Raw genomic sequence first — 26228 nt, 5'->3', positions numbered from 1 at the left:
CCTTGCCGGCGAACACCGGCGCAGCCGGTGCCATGCTGCGCAGTGGCTTAGAACCGGTAGTTCACGCTGGCCTCGAGGGTCCGCGGGGCGCCGGGGGTGATCAAATCCACCGAGCCATGGGCCGAGGCATAGTAGTCGCGATCGAAGGCGTTCTTCAGGCGCAACGCCGCGTCCCAGTGCTCCACGCCGTACAGCAACGCGGCATCGAACGTGGTGTAGCCGGGCATCACCACCTGGTTGTCCAGCGCGGTGTAGCGCGCGTCCACATAGTTGGCGCCCGCGGCCACGCGCCATTCAGGGGTGAGGGTGCGCACCAGCCAGACGTTGGCGCTGTTGCGCGGTGTCAGGGTCGGTACCTGGCCCTCGTTGGCCACGCCGTTGGTCTTGCTGTTGGACTTGGTGATCTCGGCGTCGAGGAAGGCATAGCCGGCATAGATCTGCCACTTGTCGCTCAACTGCCCGCTGAGGGTGGCCTCGAAACCGTCGGTGCGCTGCTCGCCGGCCAGCACCGTGAGGTTGGGGTTGGCCGGGTCGGCGGTCTTCATGTTGGTGCGTTCCAGGCGGAACACCGCGGCGGTCAAGGCCAGGCGGCTGTCGAGCAGGTCCCACTTGGCGCCCACCTCGTAGTTGGTGGTTTCCTCGGGCTCCAGGCCGGCGTTTGTCGGCGACACGGCGAATACCTCGCCCGACGGCTGGTAGCTGCGGCTGACCGACACGTAGTACGACTGCACCTGGTCCGGTTGGTAGACCAGGCCCACGCGCGGGCTCCAGGTCTTGTCGGTGCGGTCGAGATCGACGTTCTGCACCCGCGCGTCGTTGTATTGCTGGCCGAAGATGTCGTAGCGCACCCCCAGCAAGGCCTTCCATTGCGGGCTCAACTCGATCAGGTCCTGCACGTAGAAACCGCTGGTCTGCTGGTAGTTGCTGCCATTGGACGACAGGCTGGCGGCATGCTCCGGCACCGCCACCAGGGCGTCGCGGTAGACCGGCACGCGGGCCACGTTGTTCTGGCTGTAGACGCGCTGGTACTTGTCCTGGAAGCCGACCTCCACGCCGTACAGCAGGTTGTGCTGCATGCCGGCCAGTTCCGCGCGCTGCTTGAGCTCGGTCTGGTTGAACACCCCGGACTCGTCGCGCGCGACGTTGCCACGGTTGAGCTTGACCAGCAGCTCGCCGTTGGCCGCGGTGACGAAGCGGGTCGGGCTGCTGTCGGCCAGGGTGTTGTTGCGGTCCAGGTCGTAGCGGTAGTAGCGGCTGGTGTTGCTCAGGGTGAAATCGTCGTTGATGCGGTAGTCGAGGCTGGCGGTGAACGAGAACACCTCGCTGCGGGCGTAGTCCTGGGAGGCGTTGCCCGAGCCGAAGCGTTTGTCGCGGCTGACGTCCACCGGGCGGTTGCCCAGGGCCGGGATGCCGAAGTCGATCAGGCGCTTGTCGTACAGGTAGGTGGCGCCGAGGTTCAGTTCCAGGTCGTCGGACAGCTTGAAGTAAGCCGACGGGGCGATGGCCTTGCGGTCGATGTAGCCGTCGTCGCGGAAGGTGTCGCTGTCTTCGAAGGCGCCGGTGACACGGTAGGCGTGGTTGCCTTGCGGGTCGGCCCAGCCGCTGTCGAACTGGGTGCGGCGCTTGCCCTCGGTGTCGAAGGTCATGCCCACCTCCTGCTTGGGCGCGAAGCCCGGTTTCTTGCTGATGCTGTTGATCAGCCCGCCCGACGAGCCCCGGCCATAGAGGACGGCGGCCGGGCCCTTGATCACCTCGACCCGCTCGACGTTGGACAGGTCGCGAAAGTACAGGGCGTCGTCGCGGATGCCATCGACGTACATGTCGCCAATGGCGCTGAAGCCGCGGATGGTCACCTGGTCGCGTTGGCCGTCGCCGTTGGACAGGCCGACGCCGGGCACGTTCTTGAGTACCTCTTCCATGGATTGGGCGCCCTGATCCTTGATCACGCTTTCGGGCACCACGTTGACGGTCTGCGGGATATCGCGCAGCGGCGCGTCGATCTTCAGTGCGCTCTTGCTCTCGCTGGCCTTGTAGCTTTGCTGTTCGTAGGCGCTGGTCACCGAGGTCGCGGGGAGGGCGAGCGGGGCTTGGCTTTCAGCATGGACGGCAGGCACCACCAGCAGGCCCAGCATCGACAGGGATGCCGGGGCAACAGACTTTTTTGCCATGGAATGCGACTCATTTGTTGTTGTGAGGTCGCGAATGGTAATGGTTCGCAAATGTAAAGCAAGTGTAAAGGCGATACATTTGGAAAAATATTTTCAGGGCTTAAAAAGTATTCAAATGAATGTTTTCTGCGCAGCCCAGGAGGATTCGGGTCGGAGCGAGCAGAAGAGCGCGCGCCGGCGTTTTCGACGAACCCTGGCGTGGTGTTTCATAAAACACCACGCCAGGTAGTCGCGATCCCCCTGCCTCAGTTTCCTTCCGGCAGCACGATGCGCGCCGGTGCCTGGGCCGCGCGTCCGCGTGCCACGCAGTAATACAGCACGCTCGGCACCACCAACCCGATCAGCCAGGACACATCCACCCCGCCCAGGTGCGCAACCAGCGGCCCGGTGTACAGCTTGGTATCGATGAACGGCATCTGCACCAGCACGCCAAAGGTGTACACGCCAATACCCGGCCAGTTCCAGCGCCCATAGCGCCCGTCAGGGTCGGCCAGCGCCGGGATGTCATAGCGTTCCTTGGTGATGAAGTAGTAGTCCACCAGGTTCACCGCGCTCCACGGCACGAAGAACGTCAGCAGGAACAGGATGAACGACTTGAACGCGCTGAGGAACGAGTGCTGGCCCAGCAGCGCCACCAGCGTGGCCGCGCCGACGATGCCGAGCACGAACACCAGGCGCTGCACCCGGCTGATCTGCACGTGGCCGCGGAACCCGCTGATGATGGTGGCGATGCACATGAAGCTGCCGTAGCTGTTGAGGGTGGAAATCGTCACCTTGCCGAAGGCAATGCTGAAGTACAGCAGCGCCGCCGTGGTGCCGGCGCCACCAAGGCCGACGATGTAGGCCACTTCGCGCCCGGAGAACTGGCCGCCGGCGATCGCCGCGGCGAACACACCGAGGATCATCGATGCCTGGGCGCCGAGCACCGAACCCAGGCCTGCGGCGAGAAAGGTCTTGAGCGGCGAGGTGTGGCTCGGCAGGTAGCGCGAGTAGTCGGCCACGTAGGGGCCGAAGGCGATCTGCCAGGAGGCGGCCAGCGACACCGCCAGCAGGAAGCTGGCCCAGCTGAAATGGCGGTTGTCGAGCAACTGGCCGATGTCGGCCAGCAGCAGGATGCGGCTGAACAGGTAGACGAAGGCGATGATGCCCAGCACGCTGGCCAGGCGGCCGATCCAGTGGATCACCCGGTAGCCGGCCAGGGTCGCCAGCACGATCACCCCGGCGAAGATCAGGATGCCGGCGCTGTCGCTGATGCTCAGCAACTGGCCGATGGCCTGGCCGGAAAGCACCGTGCCGGTGGCGGTGAAGCCCAGGTACATCAGGCACACCAGGGCCATGGGAATGGCGGCGCCATACACACCGAACTGCACGCGGCTGGAGATCATCTGCGGCAGCCCCAGGCGTGGCCCCTGGGCGGCATGCAGGGCCATCACCGCGCCGCCGACCAGTTGCCCGATGAACAGGCCGATCAGCGACCAGAACACATCGCCGCCGAGCACCACGGCCAGGGCGCCGGTGACGATCGCGGTGATCTGCAGGTTGGCACCCAGCCACAGGGTGAACTGGCTGTACACGCGTCCATGGCGTTCGGATTCCGGGATGTAGTCGATCGAGCGGCGCTCGATCACAGGTTTGCTGGACATCGGGGAGGGCTCCGCTTCGTTGTTTTTGTGAGGGCGGCGGCGGTCGGCGGGACACAGGCGGACGGCCGTGACCTGATATGAGCATGTATATACAAGTCAGGTCAAGTGAAGCCTTAGGCTATCGCCAGCGGCATCACACAGCCCACTGTTGCGCAAGCCTGGCGCCTAACTGTGCTGGTTCGGGACGACGGAATAACCTTATGCTGTAACTAAATATGACTAAAACAAGCCGGTAGAAGGAATGCGTGCCATGCCACTCAAGGACCTGCTGATCGCCCTGGTGGTGATCATCGCCTGGGGCGTCAATTTCGTGGTGATCAAGGTCGGCCTCGATGGCCTGCCACCGATGCTGCTGGGGGCCTTGCGCTTCTTGTTGGTGGCCTTTCCGGCGGTGTTCCTGGTGCGCCGACCGAACCTGCCGTGGCGCTGGCTGATCGCCTACGGCGCCTGCATCTCGCTGGGGCAGTTCGCCTTCCTCTTCCAGGCCATGTACAGCGGCATGCCGCCGGGGCTGGCGTCGCTGGTGCTGCAGTCCCAGGCCTTCTTCACCCTCGGTTTTGCCGCGCTGTTCCTCGGCGAGCGGCTGCGCCTGGCCAGTGTCCTGGGCCTGCTGGTGGCGGCCGCAGGGCTTGCTGTGATCGGCAGCGAGGACAGCGGGCATGTGCCGTTGATTGCCTTGCTGTTGACGCTGTGCGCGGGGGCCATGTGGGGCATGGGCAACATCATCACCCGACGCTTTGGCCAGGTCGACCTGGTGGCCTTGGTGATCTGGGGCGGGTTGATTCCACCGTTGCCGTTTCTGGCCCTGTCCTGGTGGCTGGAGGGGCCCGAGCGGATTGGCCAGGCGCTGGCCAATATTGGCTGGAGTTCGGTGCTGGCCCTGGCGTACCTGGCCTTTGTCGCCACCATGGTGGGCTATAGCCTGTGGAGCACGCTGCTGTCGCGTCACCCGGCGGGCAAGGTGGCGCCGTTTTCATTGCTGGTGCCGGTGATTGGCTTGAGTTCGTCGGCGTTGTTGCTGGGCGAGCGGCTGACCGAGGTGCAGGGCTGGGGCGCGCTGCTGGTGATGCTCGGCTTGCTGATCAATGTGTTTGGGGGGCGGTTGGGACAAAGGTTGCGCGCCGTTCAGGGGGCTTGACGTCAGAGGTGTAGCGCCTATTAGACCGAGCGCCGCCCGCGCGGCGCTCGATCTCCCGGGCGCAGAACAGGCCGCGTCGAACACCCGCCCGCCCTGACCCTTTCCAACCCTGACCCACATCAACGCCCCTTCCACCCCACGCGCCCGTAATAGCAGCGCTTGTGTATCGGCAAGGCTGCCTCTAATATCCAAGCGTTTTCTTGTGTAATTGCCTGGGCACCCCGAACCAGGCCATCGATACGGACGTTGATATGGATTTGCACACCTCCCTGTGGCTGTTCCAGGCCATCCAGGCCGTGGGCCTGGCGCTGTGGCTGAGCATCGCGGTATTGAACAACCTGCAGGCGTTTTCCAGCTCCGTCGGCGCCATCGGTGCCACCCTGGCCATGGCGCCACTGCGCCAACCGCCCGCCATCGACTTCCCCCTGTTGCGCCGCGCCTGCCAGTCGCCTGCCCTGGCCCGCGCCGCGCTGCTGGTGATTGTCCTGCTGCAGGTCGTCGCCAGCCTGTCGGCCTGGGTCGGCAGCTACGGCCTGGTCATCGCCCAGGACCCGCTGATGGCCCGGGCCTGGCTGAACCTGGCACTCGCCGCCATGCTCGCCTTCACCTTCGCCATGCTGCTCGGCGGCCTGTGGTTCGGCTACTGGATCCGCCAGGAAGGCCTGCAACTGACCCACCTGGTGCTGGTGCTGTGGGCGACCCTGGCGTTCTGCCTGTTCAACCTGAACTGGGCCTGAGGGGAGGGCGCGCAATGAACAGCAAAGCGATACTCGGCAGCGCCCTGGCGCTGGCCCTGCTCAGCGCCGCTGGCCTGGCCTGGCAGCATGCCGGTCAAGCCCAGGCCACGGCGGCGGCGCCGCGGCAGTTGGTCAAGGTGGCCTTGGCCCGCGTGCACAAAGGCCCGGAAAACCGCTCCTTCGCCGGGGTCGGCGAGCTGGAGGCGGTGCACCAGGTACTGGTCTCCGCCGAAATTGGCGGGCGGGTCACGGCGATCAACTTCAGCTCCGGGCAAAAGGTGCGCAAGGGCGATGTGCTGATCACCCTCAACGATGCCCCGGAGCAGGCCGAGCGCCTGCGCCTGAAGGCCCAGCTGGACAACGCGCGCACCAACCACCGCCGGGTCAAGGACCTGCTGCGCGAGAACGCCGCCACCCAGGAGCAGCTGGACAACGCCCTGGCCGCCCGCGACATGGCCCAGGGCGAGCTGGCCCGCACCGAGGCGGTGATCGCCCAGAAGACCGTGCGCGCGCCGTTCGACGGGCGCCTGGGCATCCGCCGGGTCAACCAGGGCCAGTACCTGAACGTCGGCGATCCGGTGGTCAGCCTCATCGATACCCGCAGCCTGTACGTCAACTTCTCCCTCGAGGAGCAGCTCAGCGCCCGCCTGCGCCCCGGCCAACCGGTGCAGGTGCGTCTCGATGCCTTCCCCGACACCGTGTTCAGCGCGCGCATCAGCGCCATCGACCCGCTGATCGGGCGTTCGCGCACGGTGCAGGTCCAGGCGACCCTGGCCAACCCCGACGCGCGCCTGGCCGCTGGCATGTACGCCAGCGTCGAGGTCGCCAGCCCCGAGGTCGGCCAGGTGCTCAGCGTGCCGGAAACCGCGGTGGCCTATACCGCCTATGGCGACACGGTGTTCGTCGCCCGCCACGATGCCGGCGCCGATGCCCTGGTGGTGCAACGCGTCTCGGTGCGCACTGGCGAGCGCCAGGGCGGTCGGGTAGTGATCGAGCAGGGCCTGCGCGAGGACGACCAGGTGGTGGTCTCCGGGCAGTTGCGCCTGATCGACGGCACCGCCGTGCAAGCCACCGAAGACACCCTGCAGACCCCGCCCAGCGGCGCCTGATTCGCGCGAGAACCCGCCATGACATTCACCGACCTGTTCGTGCGCCGGCCTGTGCTGGCGCTGGTGGTCAGCACCCTGATCCTGCTGCTGGGGTTGCTGTCGCTGCTGCAATTGCCGATCCGCCAGTACCCGTTGCTGGAAAGCTCGACCATCACCGTCACCACCGAATACCCCGGCGCCCCCGCCGAGCTGATGCAGGGCTTCGTCACCCAGCCGATCGCCCAGGCGGTGTCCTCGGTGGAGGGCATCGACTACCTGTCGTCGTCCTCGGTGCAGGGCCGCAGCCTGGTGACCGTGCGCATGGAACTCAACCGTGACTCCACCCAGGCGCTGACCGAGGTGATGGCCAAGGTCAACCAGGTGCGCTATCGCCTGCCGGAGCGGGCCTATGACCCGGTGATCGAACGCTCCGCCGGCGAGTCGACGGCGGTGGCCTATATCGGCTTCGCCAGCCCGAGCCTGCCGATTCCGGCGATGACCGACTACCTCACCCGGGTGGTCGAACCCTTGTTGAGCACCATCGAGGGCGTGGCCAAGGTCCAGGTGTTCGGCGGCCAGACCCTGTCCATGCGGTTGTGGATCGACCCGGCGCGCCTGGCCGCCCGCGGCCTGACCGCGGCCGATGTGGCCGAGGCGGTGCGGCGCAACAACTACCAGGCCGCCCCCGGCAAGGTGAAGGGCCAGTACGTGATCGCCAATATCCGCGTCGACACCGACCTGACCTCGGTCGGCGATTTCCGCGAGCTGGTGATCCGCAACGACGGCAACGGCCTGGTGCGCATCCGCGACATCGGCACCGTCGAGCTCGGCGCCGCCTCGGCCGAGACCAGCGCCAGCATGGACGGCGTGTCGGCGGTGCACCTGGGGCTGTTCGCCACCCCCGGCGGCAACCCGCTGGTGATCGTCGACGGCATCCGCCAGCTGCTGCCGCAGATTCGCCAGACCCTGCCGCCGGACACCAAGGCCGAGCTGGCCTTCGAGACCGCGCGCTTCATCCAGGCGTCGATCGACGAGGTGAGCAAGACCTTGCTCGAGGCACTGCTGATCGTGGTGGTGGTGATCTACCTGTGCCTGGGCTCGCTGCGCACGGTGCTGATCCCGGTGGTGACCATCCCGCTGTCGATGCTCGGCGCCGCGGCGCTGATGCTGGCGTTCGGCTTCAGCATCAACCTGCTGACGCTGCTGGCCATGGTACTGGCGGTGGGGCTGGTGGTGGACGATGCCATCGTCGTGGTGGAAAACGTGCACCGCCATATCGAGGAGGGGCGCACGCCGGTGGCCGCGGCGCTGATCGGCGCCCGCGAGGTGGCCGGGCCGGTGATCGCCATGACCATCACCCTGGCGGCGGTGTATGCGCCGATCGGCATGATGGGCGGGCTGACCGGCGCGCTGTTTCGCGAATTCGCCCTGACCCTGGCCGGGGCGGTGGTGGTCTCTGGGGTGGTGGCGCTGACCCTGTCGCCGGTGATGAGCTCGTTCCTGCTCGACGCCCGTCAGTCCGAGGGGCGCATGGCCCATGCCGCCAACCGCTTCTTCGAATGGCTGGCCGGGCGCTACGCCCATGTGCTGGGTTTTTCCCTGAAGCACCGCTGGATCAGCGTCGGCTTCGCCCTGCTGGTGCTGGTCAGCCTGCCGTTGTTGTACAGCCTGCCCCAGCGCGAACTGGCCCCGACCGAGGACCAGGCCGGCCTGCTGACCGCGATCAAGGCCCCGCAGCACGCCAACCTGGCCTATGTCGAACGCTTCGCCGACAAGCTCGACGCGGTCTACCGCACCCTGCCGGAGACTGTCAGCACCTGGATCATCAACGGCAGCGACGGCATCGCCTCGGGTATCGGCGGCATCAACCTGCAGCCTTGGAACGAGCGCGAACGCAATGCGTCGCAGATCCAGCTCGAGTTGCAGGCGGCGGTGAACGATGTCGAGGGCACCAGCATCTTCGCCTTCCAGCTGCCGGCGTTGCCGGGCTCCACCGGCGGGCTGCCGGTGCAGATGGTGCTGCGCAGCTCCCAGGACTACCGCGTGCTGTTCGACACCATGGAGCAGGTCAAGGCCAAGGCGCGCCAGAGCGGCCTGTTCGCCGTGGTCGACAGCGATCTGGACTACAACAACCCGGTGGTGCAGGTGCGCGTCGACCGGGCCAAGGCCAACAGCATGGGCATCCGCATGCAGGATATCGGCGAGTCGCTGGCGGTGCTGGTGGGCGAGAACTACCTCAACCGCTTTGGCCTCGATGGCCGCTCCTACGACGTGATCGCCCAGAGCCCGCGTGACCAGCGCCTGACCCCGCAGGCCCTGACCCGCCAGTACGTGCGTAGCGAGGAGGGCCGGCTGGTGCCGTTGTCCACCGTGGTGCAGGTCAGCGAGCAGGTCGAACCCAACCGCCTGACCCAGTTCAACCAGCAGAACGCCGCGACCTTCCAGGCCATCCCCGCCGCTGGCGTGACCCTGGGCGACACCGTGGCCTTCCTCGAGCAGGTGGCCGCGCAACTGCCGGCGGGCTTCAGCATCGACTGGCAGTCCGACGCGCGCCAGTACCAGCAGGAGGGCAACGCGCTGATGCTGGCGTTCCTTGCCGCGGTGGTGGTGATCTACCTGGTGCTGGCGGCGCAGTACGAGAGCCTGGTCGACCCGCTGATCATCCTGATCACCGTGCCGTTGTCGATCAGCGGTGCGCTGCTGCCCCTGGCCCTGGGGGTGGCCACGGTGAACATCTATACCCAGATCGGCCTGGTAACCCTGATCGGCTTGATCAGCAAGCACGGCATCCTCATGGTCGAGTTCGCCAACACCTTGCAGGCCGAGCAGCACCTGGACCGCCGCGCGGCCATCGGCCAGGCGGCGCAGATCCGCTTGCGGCCGATCCTGATGACCACGGCGGCCATGGTGGTGGGGCTGATCCCGCTGCTGTTCGCCTCCGGCGCCGGGGCCGCCAGCCGTTTCGGGCTGGGAGTGGTGATCGTCACCGGGATGCTGGTGGGCACCTTGTTCACCCTGTTCGTGCTGCCGACCATCTACAGCCTGCTTGCCCGCGACCACGCCAGCACGGAGCGCTCGCCGCGTTCCCGGTCGCTGGCCGAAACCTTGGAGCGCCAGCCATGAAGCGCCTGTTGCCTATTGCATTGCTGGCGCTGGGCGCCTGTAGCGTCGGCCCGGATTATCGCAAGCCGGAGCTTGCCGCCAGCGGCGTGCACAGCCCGCAAAGGGCCGCGTTCGCCGCGCGCGGCGAGCTGCCGGCGCAGTGGTGGCGGTTCTTCGACGACCCGCAGCTGGTCCGCCTGGTGGACCAGGCCCTGGCCCATAACCACGACATCCGCCAGGCCCACGCCAACCTGCTGGCGGCGCGGGCGCTGTTCGACGACCGCAGCCTCGACCGTTATCCCTGGGTTACTGCCCGGGCCGGCTACAACCAGAGCCTGCAACAGCAGCAACCGGCCGATGGCAGCGACCCGCGGCGCATGCGCAGCGAGCAGTACCGCGCCGGCTTCGACGTGCAGTGGGAGGTCGACCTGTTTGGCCGCCTGCAACGCCTGACGGACGCCGCCGAGGCCCGCGCCGACGCGGCGGCGGCCGACTTGCAGCAGGCCCGCTTGAGCATTGCCGCAGAGGTGGCGCGCAATTACTACCTCAGGCTTGGGCTCAAGCGCAGCCTTACCGTGGCCGAGGACCAGGTCGAGGCCTGGCGCGAAACCTTGCAGCTGACCACGGCCCAGGTGCGTGCCGGCAGCGGCCAGTACGAGGACCAGCAGAATGCCCACGCCAATTTGCTGCTCAGCGAGGCGGCGGTGCCGCCGTTGCAGGCGGCGATCCAGCAGGCCAGCTACCGCCTCGATGTGCTCACCGGCGCAGTCCCCGGCAGCCAGGCCCAGGCCCAGGCCGATGCGGCGTTCCTGCCACCGCTGGCGCGGCAACTGCCGTTGGGCGATGTCGATGCGCTGATCGGCCAGCGCCCGGACGTGGTCAGTGCCGAGCGTGAGCTGGCCGCCAGCACCGAGGAGGTTGGCGCGGCCACCGCCGAGCTGTACCCGCGCCTGGACCTGGGCGGCTTCATCGGCTTCTTCGCCTTGCGCAGCGGCGACCTGGGCAGTGCCGCCAGGGCCTACGAACTGGCGCCGCTGGTCACCTGGCCGGCCCTGCGCCTGGGCAATGCCCGGGCTCGGTTGCGCGCGCGCGAGGCATTGGCCGATGGCACGCGGGCACGCTATGAGCAGACCGTGCTGCTGGCCCGTGAAGAGGTGGAGAACGCGGTGACGCAACTGGTGCGCAACCAGTCGCGGCTACAAAGCCTGGTGGCGTCCGCCGGGCATGGCAGCGAAGCCATCGACATTGCCAACAAGCGTTATCGGCGCGGGGCGGGGACTTACCTGGCGGTGCTTGAGAACCAGCGCGCGTTGTTCGCCATCAAGCGCGAGGTGGCTGAGGCGGAGACCGCTTCGTACCTGGATGCGATTGCGTTGTACAAGGCGCTGGGGTGGGGGAGTGAGGGGGGGTAGGCGAACCCTCCAGCCTACTTCGGCGAAATCCGGTAGACACAGCGGCGATCTCCAGAGATCAGGTGCTCGCAGCGCTCGACCGTGGCCTGCTCGCCGATCGCCGCCTGGAACACCTGCAGCTCGCTGCGGCAAAACCCCTGGCAGCGGGTCGCGGCGATGCAGATCGGGCAGTGGTTCTCGACGATCAGCCAGGCCGCGCCATCGGCCTGCATCTCGGCCATGTAGCCGGCCCGTTCGCGCAGTTGCACCAGGATGCGCACCTTGTCTTCCAAGGTTTCGGCGTCGCCGCAGGCCTGTTGGTACTCGCGGCTGTTGCTGTCTTCCATGCGGCTGATTAGGCGGTCGACGCCGTCGCTGCCGAACACCTGCTCGACGCTTTCGATCAGTTGCAGGGTCAACACGCTGTGGGAATCGGGAAAGCGCCGCTGGGCCGTGGCGGTCAGCGTCCATTTCTGCGAGGGGCGGCCAGCCCCCTTGGCCGGCACGCTGATGCCGCTGATCAGCGCCGTGGCTTGCAGCTTCTGCACCTGTTGGCGAGTGGCTTCGAAGGTAATGCCGAGCAGTTGGGCAAGATCGGCGGTCTTGAGCGGCCCGCGGGTCTTGAGCAGGAACAGGATGCGGTCGGTGGTGCAGTTCGGGTCAACGGAGTTCGAGGTCATGGAGCGTTGCAAACCGGGGGTGAATGAGCGGGTCGGGCACTCTTCTGGGCCATCCTTTGCGCAGGCAAGTGGGCGAAGGATAGCCTGTATTCGTGTGGATAGGTGCCCAGAAAACCAGTATCGATAGTTAATTTTATATTCGATAAAAATATAAAAGTTTTTGGTTGTATTTCTTTGACTCACGTCTAGGCTGTTTTGCGGAGCCTGTGCTTGCCGGTCCCAGGGAGGGTTGCGTGCAAGTTCGTGGAATTCCTTGGCTGGCCAACGGCCGGGCGCAGGTCCTACTCCAATAATTCGACAGGGACGTGAGTGCATGAATGCCCAGAAACCCGTGACCATCTACGAGCACGCCGACGAGGTGAGCAGCCTGCAGGGCGTGGTCGACCTGGTGAAACTGTCCGATCAGTACCGTCAATCCGCCATTCTGCATTCGGCGTTGGCCCAGCGCGTGTTCGACCACACCCGCCAGCCAATCGCGGCCCAGGCGTTGAGCGATGCGCTGGGCTGGGTGCCGAATAAGGGGCGGATCTTCCTCAACGCGCTGGTCGCCATGGGCCTGCTCAAGCGCAGCGCGCAAGGCTACGAGAACCTGCCGTTGAGCCAGCGCTTCCTGGTCAGCGACAGCGCCGAGTTCATTGGCCCGATCATCGACCACCAGCGCCTGCAATGGCACAACTGGCCACGCCTGGGCGAGGTGCTGCGCAGCCGCGAGTCGCTGGACTTCCAGCAGGAAAACCGCTTCAAGCACGACCTGGCGGCGCGCGATGCGTTCAACGACGCCATGGTCCGCTTCAGCCAGCCGATGGTCGATGTGCTGCGCGACCTGCCCTTGTTCGACAAGGCGCGGCGGGTGATCGACCTGGCCGGCGGCCACGGCACCTACCTGGCCGAGATCGCCAGCCGCCACCCGCAGGTCAAGGGCGAAGTCTGGGACCTGGAGCCGACCCGCGAGGCCGCCGCCACCACCTTCGCCAAGTACCAGCTCGACCAGCGCCTGGGTTTCCATGCGCGCAACCTGCTGGACCTGGCCCAGTACCAGGGCGAGCGCGCCGACGTGGTGATGCTCAACGACTGCCTGCACTATTTCACCCGTGAGCAGGTGCGCACCCTGATCGCCGGCGCCGCCGGCATGGTCGAGGCCGGCGGCGCGCTGCTGGTGCTGAGCATGGCGCTGGAGGACGACGAAATCCATCCGGCACTGTCGGCCGACTTCTCCCTGCACATGATGCTCAACACCGTCAACGGCGAGCTGCACTCGACCCGCTACCTGATCGACAGCATGGCTTCGGCGGGGCTGGCGGTGGAGCAGGAGCCGATCGGCCGCTACATCCTGCTGGTCGGACGGAGGGCTGCCTGATGCTGCGTCTATTGGCATTGCATGCCGCGCCGCTGGGCGAGGCGGCGGCCCAGGCCCTCGACAGCCTGGGCAGCGCGGCGGCGGCGGCGGGCTTCAGCCTACAGGTCAGCCAGCAGGCAACAGGCCAGGGGCCGGTGGATGCGGTCTGCCTGCTGCTCGACAGCGCGACGCCGCCAGCGGCGCTGGGCAACGTGCTCAACGAGGCCCGCGGGCTGTGCCACAACACCGCCCTGGTGCTGATTCGCGTGCAGGGCACGCTGGCGCAACTGCCATCGGCCAGCGGCGTGCTCGCCCAGTGGCAGCAGGCCAGCCAGGGCTTCCTCTATCCCTATGCGCTGGATATCGCCAGCGGCCAGGCGCCAGCGCAGGTGATCAAGGCCTGGTTGCCGGGCTTCGCCAAGTTCGCCGCGGCCAGCAAGCTGTGGCGCTCCCTCGACGGCCTGGGGCTGGACGAGGCGGCCCGGGCCAAGCAGCGCCCGGAGATGAACCACGTCAACATCCTCACCCGCGACCTGGAAGCCTCCAAGGCGTTCTACGCCGACATCCTCGGCGCCAACTACTGCTACAACCTCGGCCCCCGCAAGGCGGTGATGGAGCTTAACGGCTTCGATTTCTTCATCGAGCAGAGCGAGGCGTTCAGCTACCCGGCCGGCTACCACATCGGCATCCGCGCGCTGCCCGAGGATGTGCGGCGGATCGCCGAGCAGGTCACGGCCGCCGGCAGCATCAAGCTGGTCAAGGGCAACGGCCCGGCCCCGGGCTACCACCATGGCCCGGACCAGGTGCGCAGCGCAGTGTATTTCGAAGACCCGGACGGCCTGGTCATCGAGGTCTACAGCGCCGAAGTGGAGATGATCGAAAGCAACCCGCGGTTGCTCACCGATCGCCTCTGATCCCAGCTCGCCACACCCTGCCGCGGCGCGCGGCAGGCGTGTGCCCAGGCAGGTATTTGCATGAACAGCTACAAACAGTGGCATTGGCCACGGCTGCCCAGCCCCTTGCCCAAGGATGTCAGTGACCGGGCCCTGATGGGCTACCCGGAGCACTACCTGGAGCAACCGCTGCAAGCCAAGGTCGGCGAAGCCTTCGACGCCTTGCTCGACGGCCCGCTGGAAACCTTGCTGAGGATTGTCCAGCAACCGCGCGAGCCCCTGGCCCGGCGTATCGCCGCCGGCGAGGTGCTGGGCCTGCGCGGCGACCCGCGCATCGACACCTTCGCCCCGCAGATGATCGACATCCCGGCGGCGCGGGTACATATCGGCCTCGACCCGCGTGCGGTGGAGCAGGTGATGGACCAGTTCGACGGCCTGGGCCTGGACCGCAGCTGGATCGACAAGGAAACCCCGCGCCACGCGGTGGAGCTGGCGGCGTTTCGCATCGCCCGCTTGCCGGTGACGCACCAGGAGTACCGCCAGTTCCTGCTCGACAGCGGCCATCCCGGCAACCCCGAGGGCTGGGCCTTTGGCCGTTACCCGCGGCACCACGCCAACCACCCGGTCTACAGCGTTGCCGCCAGCGACGCCGACGCCTATGCGCGTTGGCTCAGTGCGCGCACCGGGCGGCGCTTCGCCCTGCCCAGCGAGGCCGAGTGGGAATACGCCGCCGCCGGCCCCGAGGGGCGGCAGTTTCCCTGGGGCGACAGCTACCAGGTCGAGCACGCCAACACCGCCGAGCTGGGTTACCTGGACAGCACTCCGGTGGGGGTGTTCTGCGACGCCCCGTCGCCGTTCGGGGTGCTGGACATGGCCGGCAATGTCGAGGAGTACGTGGCCGAGGACTACCAGGCCTACCCCGGCGGCCCATTGATCGAGGACGACCTGGTGCTCGATGTCGGCACCCACCGCGTGGCCCGCGGTGGCAGCTTCACCCGTTTTCGCGACCTGGCGCGTACCGCGCGCCGCCACGGGCGCTACCCACGGCCGATCTACGTCATGGGTTTTCGCCTGGTGGAACACCACAACTAAGCAACCGCGTCTTCCGTGCAAGAGGTCTGATCCCATGAACAAGGATGTTTCGCTTCATACCATCGTGCCGATCTCCATTCTCGGCGGCGATGTCGACGCCCATTTCTATGGTTTCCATGGTTTCGAACGCCACCAGGAGCACTTCGCCGTGGGCATCTCCCCGGGGCGGGACGAGGTGCCGCTGGTTCGGGTGCACTCCGAGTGCATCACCGGCGATGTGTTCGGTTCGCAGCGCTGCGATTGCGGCCCACAGTTGCAGGAGGCCCTGCGCACGCTGCACGAGGTCGGTGGCTACCTGATCTACCTGCGCCAGGAAGGGCGGGGCATCGGCCTGTACTCCAAGTTCGAGGCCTACCTGCTGCAGGACAAGGGCTTCGATACCTACGAGGCCAACCTGCGCCTGAACCACCTGGCCGACTCGCGCAGCTTCGACCCGGCGGTACAGATGCTGCAGGCGCTGGGCGTGGACAAGTGCCGCCTGCTGACCAACAACCCGGAGAAGGTCGCGCAGCTGCGCGCCGGCGGCATCGATGTGGTCGAGCAGGTGCCCACCGGGGTGTTCCTGACCCAGCACAACCGTAACTACCTGCAGGCGAAAGCCGACAAGTCCAGCCATTCGATCAAGCTCTGACCTTCCGCGAAAAAGGATCTTTCGATGAAACACATTGGCCCTATCAGCGGCATCGCCGCCCATGCCGCGCACTTCGTCGCCACTGCCGGCTACGACAACCAGGTGATCCTGTGGAACGCCGTCACCGGCGAGCCGATCCACCGCGTGCACCACGACCACCTGGCCAACCAGTGCGCCTTCAGCGCCGACGGCAAGCACCTGGTCAGCGCCAGCAGCGACTACACCGCGCGCATCTGGGAGGTGCCGAGCATGCGCCTGAAGGCGGTACTGCGCGACCATGACGACGACGTCGAAATGGCCGTGTTCTCCCCAGACGGTCAGCGCGTGGCGACCTGCTCGCGCGACCATGTGCTGCGCATCTTCGACCTCGACGGCGTGTTGCAGCAGGCGTTCCATGGCCACCAGGCCGACGTGATCTCGGTGGTCTGGTCGCCGGATGGCCAGCGTCTGATCTCCAGCAGCGACGACGGCACCGTGCGCCAGTGGGACACCGCCACAGGCCGGCAAAGCGATGAAGTGGACATCGGTGGCGTCGAGACCGACACCATCGCCATCACCCGCGAAGGCGTGGTCTTCGCCGGTGACGACGAAGGGCGCATCTCGATCATCGCCCAGGGCCAGGTGCAGACCGTGCCGGCCCATGCCGCCGGGATCAAGCGCATCGTCTGGAACGACGACAAGCGCCTGCTGGTGAGCCTGAGCTACGACCGCTCGGCGATCCTCTGGACCTTCGACGCCGCCAACCAACTGGTCAAGCGCCGCAGCACCGCGCTGCCGAGCATCGTCTGGCCGCGCAGCTGCGCCTTCGTCGGCGACGAGCAACTGGTGTTCGCCACCTTCGGCTCGCGCTACGCCACCTGGAACTACGAGCGTGACCAGTGGCAGGTGTCCGGCATCGAGCCGGCGGTGAGCATCAACGCCGTGGTGCGCAGCGACGAGCGCCAGTACAGCATTGGCGACGCCGGCATCCTGCACCGCGACGACCAGCCGGTGACCGCGGTCGGCAGCCTGTGCAACTTCCTCCTGCCGTTCGGCCCGCTGCTGCTGACCGGCGGGCAGATGGGCCAGGTGTTCGACGGCTTGAGCGGACGCCTGCTGTACCAGCACCGTTCGCCGCTCAACTGCGGCGCTACCTTCGTGCGCAACGGCGAGGAGCATGCCTTGATCGGCACCTACACCGGCGAAGGCCTGGTGTTCGCCCATGATGGCCAGGGCGGCCTGCGCCTGGTGGCATCGATCCCCATGCACGAGAACGCGATCAAGGGCGTGGCGGCGGACGCGCGGCACCTGTTCAGCGTCTGCGCCTCGGCCGATGCCGCCGTGCACAGCATCGAGGACTTCAGTTGCGTGCGCCATATCGAAGGCGCGCACACGCGCATCTCCAATGGCTGCTGCACCATCACCGGCGGTTTCGCCAGCATTGGCCGTGACCTCAAGCTGCGCCTGTGGCTGGACACCGGCGACGAGGTGTTCGACTCGCCGCACCAGCACTCGATCAAGTGCATTGCCGCCTCCGACGATGGCCGGGTGATCGCCACCGCCGCCTACAACGGCACCGTGGCGTTGTTCGACCTGGCTTCGCGGCGCTGGCTGCCGGTACAGCGGCCTACCGCCAGCGGCATCTCCTGCCTGACCCATGACGCGCTCAGCGAGGCCTTCCTGGCCAGCTCCTACGACGGGCGCATCTATGGCATCGATGCCCGCCTGGCATCCTGACGGAGGACGTTGATGAGCAAGCAAGCACAGGGCTTCATGGCCCAGGACGCCTACCGCAAGGCGCTCGACACCTCGTTCGTGCACCGCTACAGCCATGGCGAGGACGAATGGTCGTGGGACGTCGGCATGATCCAGGCGGCCCAGGCGTTCCTCGACCGCCTAGAGACGGGTGCCGAGCAGCACGTGCTCGACCTCGGCGTGGGCCGTGGGCGCGATGCCTCGACATTCATCCTCGCCGGGCACCGGGTGACCGGCCTGGATATCGTCGAGAACTCCAGCTGGCCGCTGCTGCGCAAACGCTGGGGTGATCGCCTGAACCTGGTGAACAAGGCGGTGCAGGACTGGCAGCCGGCGCCGGGCACGCTGTTCGATGCGGCCCTGGACAACGGCTGCTTCCACCACCAGCATCCGGATGAATGGGCTGCGTACCTGGCCCATGTGCGCCGCTTGTTGCGCCCTGGCGCGCTGGTGGGGCTGAACGTGTTCGGCGTCGACGATGTCCAGCCCGAGCCAGGTTGGCGCGAAATGGACAATCAGCGTCAGGGCTACTTCTTCACCGACCATGGCATCCGCCAGACCCTCGAGGGCCATGGCTTCACCTGGCAGGGCCTGGAGGTGATCGAGCGCCAGCACGGCGAGGCGCGTTACCTGCTCGCCCTGGTCCGCACGTGAGCACGGCTGATCGCCATTACCTGGACATGGCCCTGGCGCTCGCCTGCCAGGGCCTGTACAGCACCATGCCCAATCCACGGGTCGGTTGCGTGATCGTCAACGATGGCCGGGTGGTGGGCCGGGGGTGGCATCAACGCGCCGGCGAAGCCCACGCCGAGGTACATGCGTTGCGCGAGGCTGGGGAGGCGGCGCGGGGCGCCACCGCCTATGTAACGCTTGAACCCTGCGGCCATCATGGGCGCACGCCACCGTGCGCCGAGGCATTGGTGGCCGCCGGGGTGCGCCGGGTGGTCAGCGCCAGTGCCGATGCTTCCCAGTGCAGCGGTGGCGAACGCCTGCGCCAGGCCGGCATCGTCGTCGAAGTGTTGCCGTGCCCGGAGGCGCGGGCGCTCAATCGCGGGTTCTTCTCGCGTATCGAGCGCCAGCGCCCGTGGGTGCGGGTATTGCGGCCCGATGCCTTGGCGATCGGCGCGCTGGGCGACGGCGCGATGCTCAGCCATTGCGATGAGCAGGCGCCGCTGCCCCACTGGCGGGGCCGGGCATCGGCCTTGCTGACCACCTGCGAATGGGTCAAGGCGTGCGACACGTCACTGCTGGCACCGGTGTCGGCACAACGTGCCACGCCGGTGGTGCCATTGCGCGTGATGGTAGACCAGGGGCTCGACTGCCCAGCGTTGGCCGAGGTGCTCGACGGTCGTGCGCCGACCCTGGTGTTGCATGACGGGCGGGCGATGGCTGACGGACGCTTTGCCCGGGTTGGTTGCCGCATGCTCGAGGAACTCGGTGCGTCGCGGGTGTTGCAGGTGCTTCACGAACTGGACTGCAACGAGGTACAGGTCGAGGCCGAGCCCGCGTGGTGTGAGGCCTTGGCGCGCCAGGGGCTGGTGGATGAGTGGCTGGTGAGGGTCTAGCGCCCTGTGCTTTCCCTGTAGGAGCGGCCTTGCCGAAGCGTCGGACCGGTCGGAAAGGGCTGCGCAGCAGCCCCAGGATTTCAGCGTTGATGCAAAGATTGCCGGGGCCGCTTTGCGGCCCTTTCCGACCGGTCCGACGCCTCGGCAAGGCCGCTCCTACAGGGGACATGCGTGAGCCCCGATCCTTTCAGCGACTGCAGATCAACCCGACCTGCAGGCTGTTCTGCTCGAACAGGTCCCAATACCCCGGTGGATGCGCCTTCTTGCGGATCCTGCTGATCAGCGGGGCGATCCAGCGCACGTTGCGCAGCCCCGCATCGTGGGCGGCCTGTTCGTAGACCGACTTGTGCCAGCGGTAGTAGGTGAAGTCCGCAGGCGGTGTGCTCATGAATTGGCCCTGGCAGCGAAAACCTCCTTCCACCGGCTGTTCGTCCAGAACGCGGATGCCGTAAGCGGTGAAGTTGCCTTGGGCCAGGTCGAACGTGGGGTTGGCGGTGTAGGCAATCAGTTGCCCGTCGGGCTTGAGGTTGAGCGCGACGGTCTGGAACATGCGCCGCAGCTCCTGGACGCTGCCGGCATAGTTGAACAGCCAGGCGGCGGTGATCTTGTCGAACTGGCCGATCTCGCCCATCTGCGCGACGTCGCGCACTTCATAGGCGATGCCGTCGTTGGCCTGGCGGGCCTGGTGGATCATGCTCGGCGAGATATCCACGCCATGCACCCGCGCCGCGCCCCAGTCCTTGAGCCTGCGACTGAAAAAGCCATGGCCGCAGGCCAGGTCGAGGACCTGGTTGCCGGCCACGCCGCCGAGCAAATCGTGGACCATGTAGCGGACGGTATCGACTTCGACGTCACGCTGGCTGGCGTGGCTGGTGAAGTCTTCGAATTGATCGCTGATGCGCTCGTAGACTTCCTTCGATTCTTTCATGGCTGTTCCTTGCGAGCTGAAGGGCGAGTGATGCGCCGTGCCAGCGGGATGGCCAGCAGCGGCGCGCAGGCGAACAGGGCGAACAGCCAGGTCGCGGCCTGGCGCGCGCCGTCGACGCCACCTGGGTCGACCAGGCCGGCACTGTTGCTGACCAGGCCGGCGAGGGCGGCGGCCAGGGCGGTGGCATAGAGCTGCACGGTGGTGATCGACGCCGAGGCGAGGTTCTCCTCGCCGGGGCGCGCGGCCTGCAGCACGCGGGTCAGCAGGTGCGGCCAGCCCAGGCCAATGCCCAGGCCGACACCGGCCAGGGCCACGGCATACAGGGCCAGGCCGGGGGCTTGGGCCAGCCAGGTCGGGTGCGGCGTGAGCAACGCCAAGGCCAGCAGTGCCACTGTCACCAGCAGCGGGCCGAGGCGGATCTGCCGGGCACCGCCGTTGTGGTCGCGTCCGGCGCTGGCCAGGGCGCCGAGGGTCCAGCCAGCGGCCATCACCGCGGTCAGGTAGCCGGCCGCCAGCGGGCCGAAGCCGTGGATGTGCTGGAGGAAGTAAGGCACATAGATTTCGGTGGTGATGGCTGCCACCAGCAGGCACATGATGGCGAACAGCGCCCCCATCGGTTGCCTCAGGCTGTAGGCGCCGCTGGGCAGCAGGTGATGGCGGGCGCCTGGGTCGAGGCGGGCGATCAGCGCGGCAATCGCCAGGCCCGCGACGATGCCCAGCAGGTTGATCCACAGCACCTCGGACAAACTGGCCGCGCAGATCGCCAGCACCGAGGCGACCAGGCAGGCGATGAGCCCATAGGCCGGGCGGGCGCCGTTGTCGTCCAGCGCCTGGCGCCCCGGCAGGCGCAAGCACACGATCAGCGCCAGCAGCGCGGCCACCGGCAGCAGTGCCCAGAAGGCCCAGCGCCAATGGCCGCCCTCGGCGAACACGCCGCCCACCGCCGGGCCACACAGGGTGGCCACGCCCCACATGGCCGACACCAGGGCCATGGCCCGCGGCCACAGGCGGTGCTCGAACACCAGGTGGATCAACGCATAGCTGAGGGCGAACAGGATACCGCCGCCCAGGCCTTGCACGCTGCGACCCACCAGCAGCATCGGCATGCTGGCGGCCTGGGCGCAGAGCACGGAGCCGACGCCGAACACCAGCAGCGCCAACAGGTAGGCCTGGCGTGGCCCGCTGCGGGCGAGCAGGCGGGTGGAGAGGGTGGAGCCGATGATCGAGGCCACCACGAACAGCGTGGTGTTCCAGGCATAGAAGGCCAGCCCGCCGATTTCGCCGATCACCGTCGGCAACAGGGTGGTGACGATATACACATTGATGGCATGCAGGGCGACGCCCCCGGCCAGGGCGATCGAGCGCAGGGCATTGCCGCCGCTGAGCAGCTCGCTCCAGCGCGCCGGGGGTTGTTCGGGAAGGGCGGTCATGAAGGCTCCTTGCGTGATCCTGCGCAGGGAGTCTAGGAGCCGTCCGTCTAATATTCAAGCAGCTGCTTGTGTAATTGGCGGGCCATGAATTTGTTAGCATCGCCTTCTTTTGTTCGCACCAGGAGTAGCACCGATGATCATCAGCACCACCAGCCAGCTTGAAGGCCGCCCTGTCGCCGAGTACCTCGGCGTGGTCAGCGCCGAATCGGTGCAGGGGATCAATTTCGTGCGCGATTTCTTCGCCCGTTTTCGCGACTTCTTCGGCGGCCGTTCGCAGACCCTGGAGAGCGCGCTGAAGCTGGCGCGCGAGCAGGCCACCGAGGAGCTCATGGCGCGGGCACGGCAGTTGCAAGCCGATGCCGTGCTGGGGGTGGACTTCGAGATCAGCATGCCGTCGGTACAAGGGGGCATGGTCGTGGTGTTCGCCACCGGCACGGCGGTGCGCCTGCAGTAAGCGGTTGCCATTGGTCGGGCATGGTTGTTTTGCCCGGCCAGTCTGCAAATGACCGGCTAGTCTCACTTCAGCGGACCGCCGCTTCTCTAGGCAAGCGCGTTGCTTGTCGGCACGGTCACCATTGGAGGGAGACAGGGCATGAGCGAATCCTATTACGAAGACTTGAACGATGCGTTTCCGATCAACAGCCAGGTGCGTTGCGGCCAGGCGGCGTTGCGCCTGGGTTTTGCCAACATGACCCTGGACGAGTCGGAGCAGTTGCAGCCTGCCCATTTGCAGCGGGCCAAGAAGGGCCGGTTCATGCCACGGGTGCCTTCGAAAAAGTAAATCGACGTTGATCCCTGCGCGGGGCAAGCCCGCTCCCACAAGTGCCGCGCAGTGGCCTGTGGGCGCGTGCCTGCCCCGCGCTTGCGTTCAGGCGCCCGCCCAACGGCGCGGTTTTCCCAGCATTTGTTGATCCCGCTCATGGTATCGGCGCGTCGCCCTCGCCGGGTGGCTGCGACTGTGCTTTTCTTGCGCGGCATTTCAGACTCGGAGTAATCAGCGCAATGCGAATCAGGGAAGAGACCTACTGGCAATGGGCCGATGCGCAGTTGCACAGCCGCAGCCATGACGAGGAATTGAGCGATGGCACCAGCATCGATGTACAGGTGCGGCTTTCCCGGCTTGGCGCCACGCAGTTGTTCGTGGGCGTCTACGCCCAGGGGGGCAAGGCGCTGCTCGAGGAGTATTACCCGGCGCGGCCGGGTGAAACCATGACCCGCGCGTTGGTATGGGGTGTCGACCGGGCCCGGGCATTGGCCACCGGGGCCTTGCCGCTGCCTGAGCAGGCGCTTCGGCGTGCTTGGGCCTGAGGCAACGCGACGCTTGCTTCGCCAGCAAGGCTGGCTCCTACGGATTGGGCGTCGTGCGCAGATTGCGCACATGAAAAAGCCCGGCCTTGCGGGCCGGGCTCAAGCAGCGGTGTACGCCTGGCTGAAACGTGCTCAGTTCAGCGTATCGATCACCTTGACTGCCTGCCGCTCACGGGCGGTAGGCCATTCTTGTTGCAGGGTCTGGAGGACGCGACCGACGAAGGTGGTGTCGGCGGCGGCCTTCTTGCCGACGTAGCCCTGGCCACGGCGGTAGACCTTGAAGCGGGCGCGCATGCTGGGCATGTGCGATTCGAATTCGGCTTCGACCGTGTTCGGCGGCAGGCGGTCCAGGCGTACGTCGCCGGACTGGCTGACCCACAGCAGGTGGTCGTCGAGGCTGTCCTTGCGCGCGGCGAACAGCTGGGCCAATTGGTCGATGGTTGGATTGTTGTTCAAGTTCATCATAAAGCCCCCATTACTCTCATTCGTTGGTGAAATTCGGCTGAAGTTCACATTTGGCGCCACACCATGTAGCGCGCTAACCAAGGCTGCTACAGCAGCATCGCAACAGGGGCTTTCTCACGCTGCCTTCTGGGCAGTTTCCCTCTCCACGGACGGCCTGCGTTACCGCGCAAGCCGTCTGGAACACCCTTGCCACCGCTCCCGATCAGGGAGACGGCCTCATCATGCACAAGGCGCGGGAAGGGCGTCAATGGTTTTGTAGTGATTATTTTTTGTCACTACATTTTGTCTGACAATCCACCTCGTGCTGTCAGGCCAGGCCGTTATCACCGTGCTCCAGGTAGCCCGGGCGCTCGCGCAGGCGCCTGTGGTAGGCCTCCAGCGCCGGCAGTGGCGGGTGCTCCAGCGGCGTGCGTCGCCAGCGGTTGAGCGACAGGCCGATGGCCACGTCGGCGATGCTGAAATCGCTGCCGGCGACATAGGCGCCGGTGGCCTGCAGGCGCTGTTCGAGCAGGCGCATCCTGGCCGTCCACTGGGCGCTGGCGGCAGCCAGCAGGGCCGGGTCCTGGTGGCTCGGGGACTGGCGTACCAGCGACATGAACGGGTAGCGCCAGGCGTCGTTGAGGTCGGTGGCCTGCCAGTCCAGCCACTGGTCCACCGCGGCGCGGGCGCGCGGGGCGCTGGGGTAGAGGTGTTCGCCGGGGTACTGGTTGACCAGGTAGCGCAGGATGCTGTTGGACTCCCACAGCACGAAATCGCCATCGACGATCACCGGCACCATGGCGTTGGGGTTCAACGCCAGGAACTCGGGGCTGTCGGTGGCGCGAAAGCCGCTGCCCCAGTCTTCGCGCTGGAAGCCAAGGCCCAGTTCGGTGCAGGTCCACAGCACCTTGCGCACGTTGATCGAGGACGCTTTACCAAGGATCTTCAGCATGTCAGTGCTCCAGGCTGGACAGGATGCGTTGTGCCGCGCGCACGCGTTCTTCGTTGGGGTAGTTGCGGTTGGCCAACAGCACGATGCCCATCTGCTTGGCGGGCACGAAGGCGACATAGGCGCCGAAGCCGCCGGTCGCCCCGGTCTTGTTGTACCAGGCGGCAGGCTCGGCGGGCAGCGCCGGTTGCAGCGCGCGGACGGGGTTTTCCCCGCGGATGATCTTGGCGCCGTTGTACGCCAGCAGGGTGTCGAGGCTGACCGGGTAGGCGTAGCGTTCCCAACCCAGGCCCTGGGTCATCGGGCCGACCTGGAAATAACCGGACTGGGTGATGGCGATGGCTTGGCCCAAGGCAGGGTCCAGAGCGCCCGGTTGCAGTTGCAGCTGTACGAAGCGCAGCAGGTCGCTGGCGCTGGTCTTGATGCCATAGGCCTGGTCGGCGTAGGGCCCAGGGTTGACCCGTACCGGCTTGTCGTTGGCGTCGTAGCCCTGGGCGTACAGCCCGCGGGCACTGGCCGGGACCTCCAGGTAGGTGTGCTTGAGGCCCAGGCGCGGCAGCAGTTGTTCGCTCATGACTTCGGCAAATGGCTTTTGTTGCGCGCGGGCTGCCAGGTCGCCGAACAGGCCCAGGCTGGGGTTGGAGTAGCAGCGGTAGGTGCCAGGCGCGAAGCGGCGCTGCCAATGCTGCAGCCAGGCCAGGGTCTGTTCGGGCGTTTGCACGGCCTCGGGGAATTGCAGCGGCAGGCAGTCGCCGCTGTAGGTGCCCAGTTGCAGCACGCTGGCACTGCCGAGCGGTGCCTTGGCCAGGGCCGGCTGGTAGCGGCTGGCCGGGGCCGCAAGGTCGAGCTTGCCTTCGGCGCTGGCCAGGGCGGCGAGGGTGGCAGTGTAGGTCTTGCTCACCGAGCCGACTTCGAACAGCGTGTCGCGGCTTACCGGCTGCTTGTCGGCCTTGCTCGCCCAGCCGTAGCTGAAGTAGTGCGACTGACCCTTGGCATAGACCGCCACGGCCATGCCGGCGATGTGCTGCTCGCGCATCAGCGGCTCGATCACGCCGTCGACGGTGGCTTGCAGGTCATCGGCCAGCAACGGGGGGGCGGCCAGGGTCAGGGTGGCGGCCAGTAGCCAGGGGTTGGGGCGTGTCATGGTCTTGGCGTTCCTTGTCGATCAGTCATGGGGGCGGCGACGCAGCAGTTCGCCAGGTGTTTGCCCGAAGTGCCCGGCGAACGCGGCGATGAACGCCGACAGCGAAGCGTAGCCGCAGGCCAGGGCGACATCGGTGACCCGCTCGCCACGCTCCAGGGCCGGCAGGGCGTTGAGCAGGCGGGCGCGTTGGCGCCAGTGGCGGAAGGTCAGGCCGGTTTCCCGGAGAAAACCTCGGCTCAATGTCTTTTGCGAGACGCCCAGGCGCGTGGCCCAGTCACCCAGGGTGCGTGGGTCGTCCGCGGCATCCAGCAGACGCTGGCAGATGCCACGCAACTGGCGACCCCGGGGCAACGGTAGCAGCAGGGGGGCCTCCCGCGCCGCGCCGAGGCGGTCGAGCAGCACCTGTACCAGGCGGCCGTCCGCGCCGTCGCGGTCGTACTCGATGGGCATCCCGGAGAAGCTTTCGATCAGTTCGGCCAGCAGCGGCTCCACCGCGATCACCCGGCATTGCCCGGCGGGCCAGGGCAGGGCGGTGGGCTCGATGTACAGGCTGCGGATGTGCGTGCCGGCCTCGCAACGCACCTGATGCGGCACCCGCGCGGCGACCCACACCGCGTGCCGTGGCGGCACCAGGTACAGGCCGGCGTCGGTGCGCACCCGCAGCAGCCCGCCACGGGCATGGGACAACTGCCCCCAGCGGTGCTGGTGGCGGTAGCCGAGGGCAACGTTCGGCAGGCTTTCGGCCTGGCCGTACACCGGGCGTGGCAACTGCTTGAGGGCGGCGAGACGATGCTCGGGGTGTCCGTTGGGCGACACTGCTGGGGGTT

General features: G+C 66.9%; 24 protein-coding genes. 15 read left to right on the top strand and 9 right to left on the bottom strand.

What is annotated here, in order from left to right; translation table 11 throughout:
• Nucleotides 1-47: 47 nt before the first annotated feature.
• Together KSS95_RS17940 and KSS95_RS17935 are read right to left on the bottom strand one after the other, a co-directional pair.
• Nucleotides 48-2168, bottom strand: coding sequence for a TonB-dependent receptor (locus KSS95_RS17940; protein WP_217848402.1), 2121 nt, complete (start codon nucleotides 2166-2168; stop codon nucleotides 48-50).
• 245 nt (nucleotides 2169-2413) lie between these two features.
• On the bottom strand, nucleotides 2414-3811 hold the full coding sequence (locus tag KSS95_RS17935; protein WP_217848401.1) for a purine-cytosine permease family protein: 1398 nt from the start codon (nucleotides 3809-3811) through the stop codon (nucleotides 2414-2416).
• Nucleotides 3812-4061: 250 nt separating this feature from the next.
• On the opposite strand from KSS95_RS17935, the gene KSS95_RS17930 reads away from it, so the two are divergent.
• The 5 genes from KSS95_RS17930 to KSS95_RS17910 all read left to right on the top strand — a co-directional run bounded on the left by KSS95_RS17930 (nucleotide 4062) and on the right by KSS95_RS17910 (nucleotide 11288).
• Complete coding sequence (locus tag KSS95_RS17930; protein WP_217848400.1) at nucleotides 4062-4949, top strand: EamA family transporter; 888 nt, start codon at nucleotides 4062-4064, stop codon at nucleotides 4947-4949.
• 251 nt (nucleotides 4950-5200) lie between these two features.
• Nucleotides 5201-5686: a DUF2165 family protein gene (locus tag KSS95_RS17925; RefSeq protein ID WP_217848399.1), complete on the top strand. Its 486-nt coding sequence runs from the start codon at nucleotides 5201-5203 to the stop codon at nucleotides 5684-5686.
• 14 nt (nucleotides 5687-5700) lie between these two features.
• A complete protein-coding gene (locus KSS95_RS17920) occupies nucleotides 5701-6795 on the top strand; it encodes an efflux RND transporter periplasmic adaptor subunit (RefSeq protein WP_217848398.1) in 1095 nt (364 codons plus the stop codon).
• Nucleotides 6796-6813: 18 nt separating this feature from the next.
• Nucleotides 6814-9897: a MexW/MexI family multidrug efflux RND transporter permease subunit gene (locus KSS95_RS17915; protein ID WP_217848397.1), complete on the top strand. Its 3084-nt coding sequence runs from the start codon at nucleotides 6814-6816 to the stop codon at nucleotides 9895-9897.
• Nucleotides 9894-11288 (top strand): efflux transporter outer membrane subunit, encoded by a 1395-nt coding sequence (locus KSS95_RS17910; RefSeq protein WP_217848396.1) that lies wholly within the window; start codon nucleotides 9894-9896, stop codon nucleotides 11286-11288. Before KSS95_RS17915 ends, KSS95_RS17910 begins: the two co-directional genes overlap by 4 nt.
• A 14-nt stretch (nucleotides 11289-11302) precedes the next feature.
• Here KSS95_RS17910 and KSS95_RS17905 read toward each other — a convergent pair whose 3' ends face one another.
• Nucleotides 11303-11947 (bottom strand): helix-turn-helix transcriptional regulator, encoded by a 645-nt coding sequence (locus KSS95_RS17905; RefSeq protein WP_217848395.1) that lies wholly within the window; start codon nucleotides 11945-11947, stop codon nucleotides 11303-11305.
• Nucleotides 11948-12260: 313 nt separating this feature from the next.
• Between KSS95_RS17905 and KSS95_RS17900 the strand changes: the two genes are divergently transcribed.
• The 7 genes from KSS95_RS17900 to ribD are packed head-to-tail and all read left to right on the top strand — an operon-like array spanning nucleotide 12261 to nucleotide 19198.
• The gene (locus KSS95_RS17900; RefSeq protein WP_217848394.1) at nucleotides 12261-13304 is read left to right on the top strand and encodes a methyltransferase; all 1044 of its coding nucleotides are present in this window, start codon (nucleotides 12261-12263) and stop codon (nucleotides 13302-13304) included.
• A complete protein-coding gene (locus tag KSS95_RS17895; protein WP_217848393.1) occupies nucleotides 13304-14197 on the top strand; it encodes a VOC family protein in 894 nt (297 codons plus the stop codon). Before KSS95_RS17900 ends, KSS95_RS17895 begins: the two co-directional genes overlap by 1 nt.
• 60 nt (nucleotides 14198-14257) lie before the next feature.
• Nucleotides 14258-15268 carry a formylglycine-generating enzyme family protein gene (locus tag KSS95_RS17890; protein ID WP_217848392.1) on the top strand — a complete coding sequence of 337 codons (1011 nt, stop codon included), beginning with the start codon at nucleotides 14258-14260 and terminating at the stop codon, nucleotides 15266-15268.
• Between the two features lie 34 nt (nucleotides 15269-15302).
• On the top strand, nucleotides 15303-15899 hold the full coding sequence (locus tag KSS95_RS17885) for a GTP cyclohydrolase II (RefSeq protein WP_217848391.1): 597 nt from the start codon (nucleotides 15303-15305) through the stop codon (nucleotides 15897-15899).
• Between the two features lie 24 nt (nucleotides 15900-15923).
• A complete protein-coding gene (locus tag KSS95_RS17880) occupies nucleotides 15924-17615 on the top strand; it encodes a WD40 repeat domain-containing protein (RefSeq protein WP_217848390.1) in 1692 nt (563 codons plus the stop codon).
• A gap of 12 nt (nucleotides 17616-17627) precedes the next feature.
• Nucleotides 17628-18287 (top strand): class I SAM-dependent methyltransferase, encoded by a 660-nt coding sequence (locus KSS95_RS17875; RefSeq protein ID WP_217848389.1) that lies wholly within the window; start codon nucleotides 17628-17630, stop codon nucleotides 18285-18287.
• The gene (gene ribD / locus KSS95_RS17870; protein WP_217848388.1) at nucleotides 18284-19198 is read left to right on the top strand and encodes a bifunctional diaminohydroxyphosphoribosylaminopyrimidine deaminase/5-amino-6-(5-phosphoribosylamino)uracil reductase RibD; all 915 of its coding nucleotides are present in this window, start codon (nucleotides 18284-18286) and stop codon (nucleotides 19196-19198) included. The genes KSS95_RS17875 and ribD overlap by 4 nt, the downstream gene beginning before the upstream one ends.
• Nucleotides 19199-19385: 187 nt before the next feature.
• Here the strand turns inward: ribD and KSS95_RS17865 are convergent, their stop codons facing one another.
• Together KSS95_RS17865 and KSS95_RS17860 are read right to left on the bottom strand one after the other, a co-directional pair.
• Entirely contained in the window at nucleotides 19386-20126 is a 741-nt protein-coding gene (locus KSS95_RS17865) for a class I SAM-dependent DNA methyltransferase (RefSeq protein WP_217848387.1), read from the bottom strand.
• Complete coding sequence (locus KSS95_RS17860) at nucleotides 20123-21556, bottom strand: MFS transporter (RefSeq protein ID WP_217848386.1); 1434 nt, start codon at nucleotides 21554-21556, stop codon at nucleotides 20123-20125. Before KSS95_RS17860 ends, KSS95_RS17865 begins: the two co-directional genes overlap by 4 nt.
• A 133-nt stretch (nucleotides 21557-21689) precedes the next feature.
• Between KSS95_RS17860 and KSS95_RS17855 the strand changes: the two genes are divergently transcribed.
• The 3 genes from KSS95_RS17855 (at nucleotide 21690) to KSS95_RS17845 (ending at nucleotide 22864) form a co-directional block, all read left to right on the top strand.
• The gene (locus tag KSS95_RS17855) at nucleotides 21690-22010 is read left to right on the top strand and encodes a YbjQ family protein (RefSeq protein ID WP_217848385.1); all 321 of its coding nucleotides are present in this window, start codon (nucleotides 21690-21692) and stop codon (nucleotides 22008-22010) included.
• A gap of 138 nt (nucleotides 22011-22148) precedes the next feature.
• Nucleotides 22149-22337, top strand: a complete 189-nt coding sequence (locus KSS95_RS17850) for a hypothetical protein (protein WP_134693981.1) — start codon at nucleotides 22149-22151, stop codon at nucleotides 22335-22337.
• A 221-nt stretch (nucleotides 22338-22558) separates the two neighbouring features.
• Nucleotides 22559-22864: a hypothetical protein gene (locus tag KSS95_RS17845; RefSeq protein ID WP_217848384.1), complete on the top strand. Its 306-nt coding sequence runs from the start codon at nucleotides 22559-22561 to the stop codon at nucleotides 22862-22864.
• A gap of 132 nt (nucleotides 22865-22996) precedes the next feature.
• Here KSS95_RS17845 and KSS95_RS17840 read toward each other — a convergent pair whose 3' ends face one another.
• The 4 genes from KSS95_RS17840 to KSS95_RS17825 form a co-directional block, all read right to left on the bottom strand.
• The gene (locus KSS95_RS17840; protein WP_217848383.1) at nucleotides 22997-23329 is read right to left on the bottom strand and encodes a hypothetical protein; all 333 of its coding nucleotides are present in this window, start codon (nucleotides 23327-23329) and stop codon (nucleotides 22997-22999) included.
• A 307-nt stretch (nucleotides 23330-23636) separates the two neighbouring features.
• Nucleotides 23637-24260, bottom strand: coding sequence for a glutathione S-transferase family protein (locus KSS95_RS17835; protein ID WP_217848382.1), 624 nt, complete (start codon nucleotides 24258-24260; stop codon nucleotides 23637-23639).
• 1 nt (nucleotide 24261) lies between these two features.
• A complete protein-coding gene (ampC, locus tag KSS95_RS17830) occupies nucleotides 24262-25401 on the bottom strand; it encodes a class C beta-lactamase (RefSeq protein ID WP_217848381.1) in 1140 nt (379 codons plus the stop codon).
• A gap of 21 nt (nucleotides 25402-25422) precedes the next feature.
• Nucleotides 25423-26217 (bottom strand): AraC family transcriptional regulator, encoded by a 795-nt coding sequence (locus KSS95_RS17825; protein ID WP_217848380.1) that lies wholly within the window; start codon nucleotides 26215-26217, stop codon nucleotides 25423-25425.
• Nucleotides 26218-26228 lie beyond the last annotated feature (11 nt).

The sequence above is a fragment of the Pseudomonas muyukensis genome, from assembly GCF_019139535.1.
GTDB lineage: Bacteria > Pseudomonadota > Gammaproteobacteria > Pseudomonadales > Pseudomonadaceae > Aquipseudomonas > Aquipseudomonas muyukensis.
Note: the sequence above shows the minus strand (reverse complement) of the source record. Positions and strands in the feature narration are given on the sequence as shown.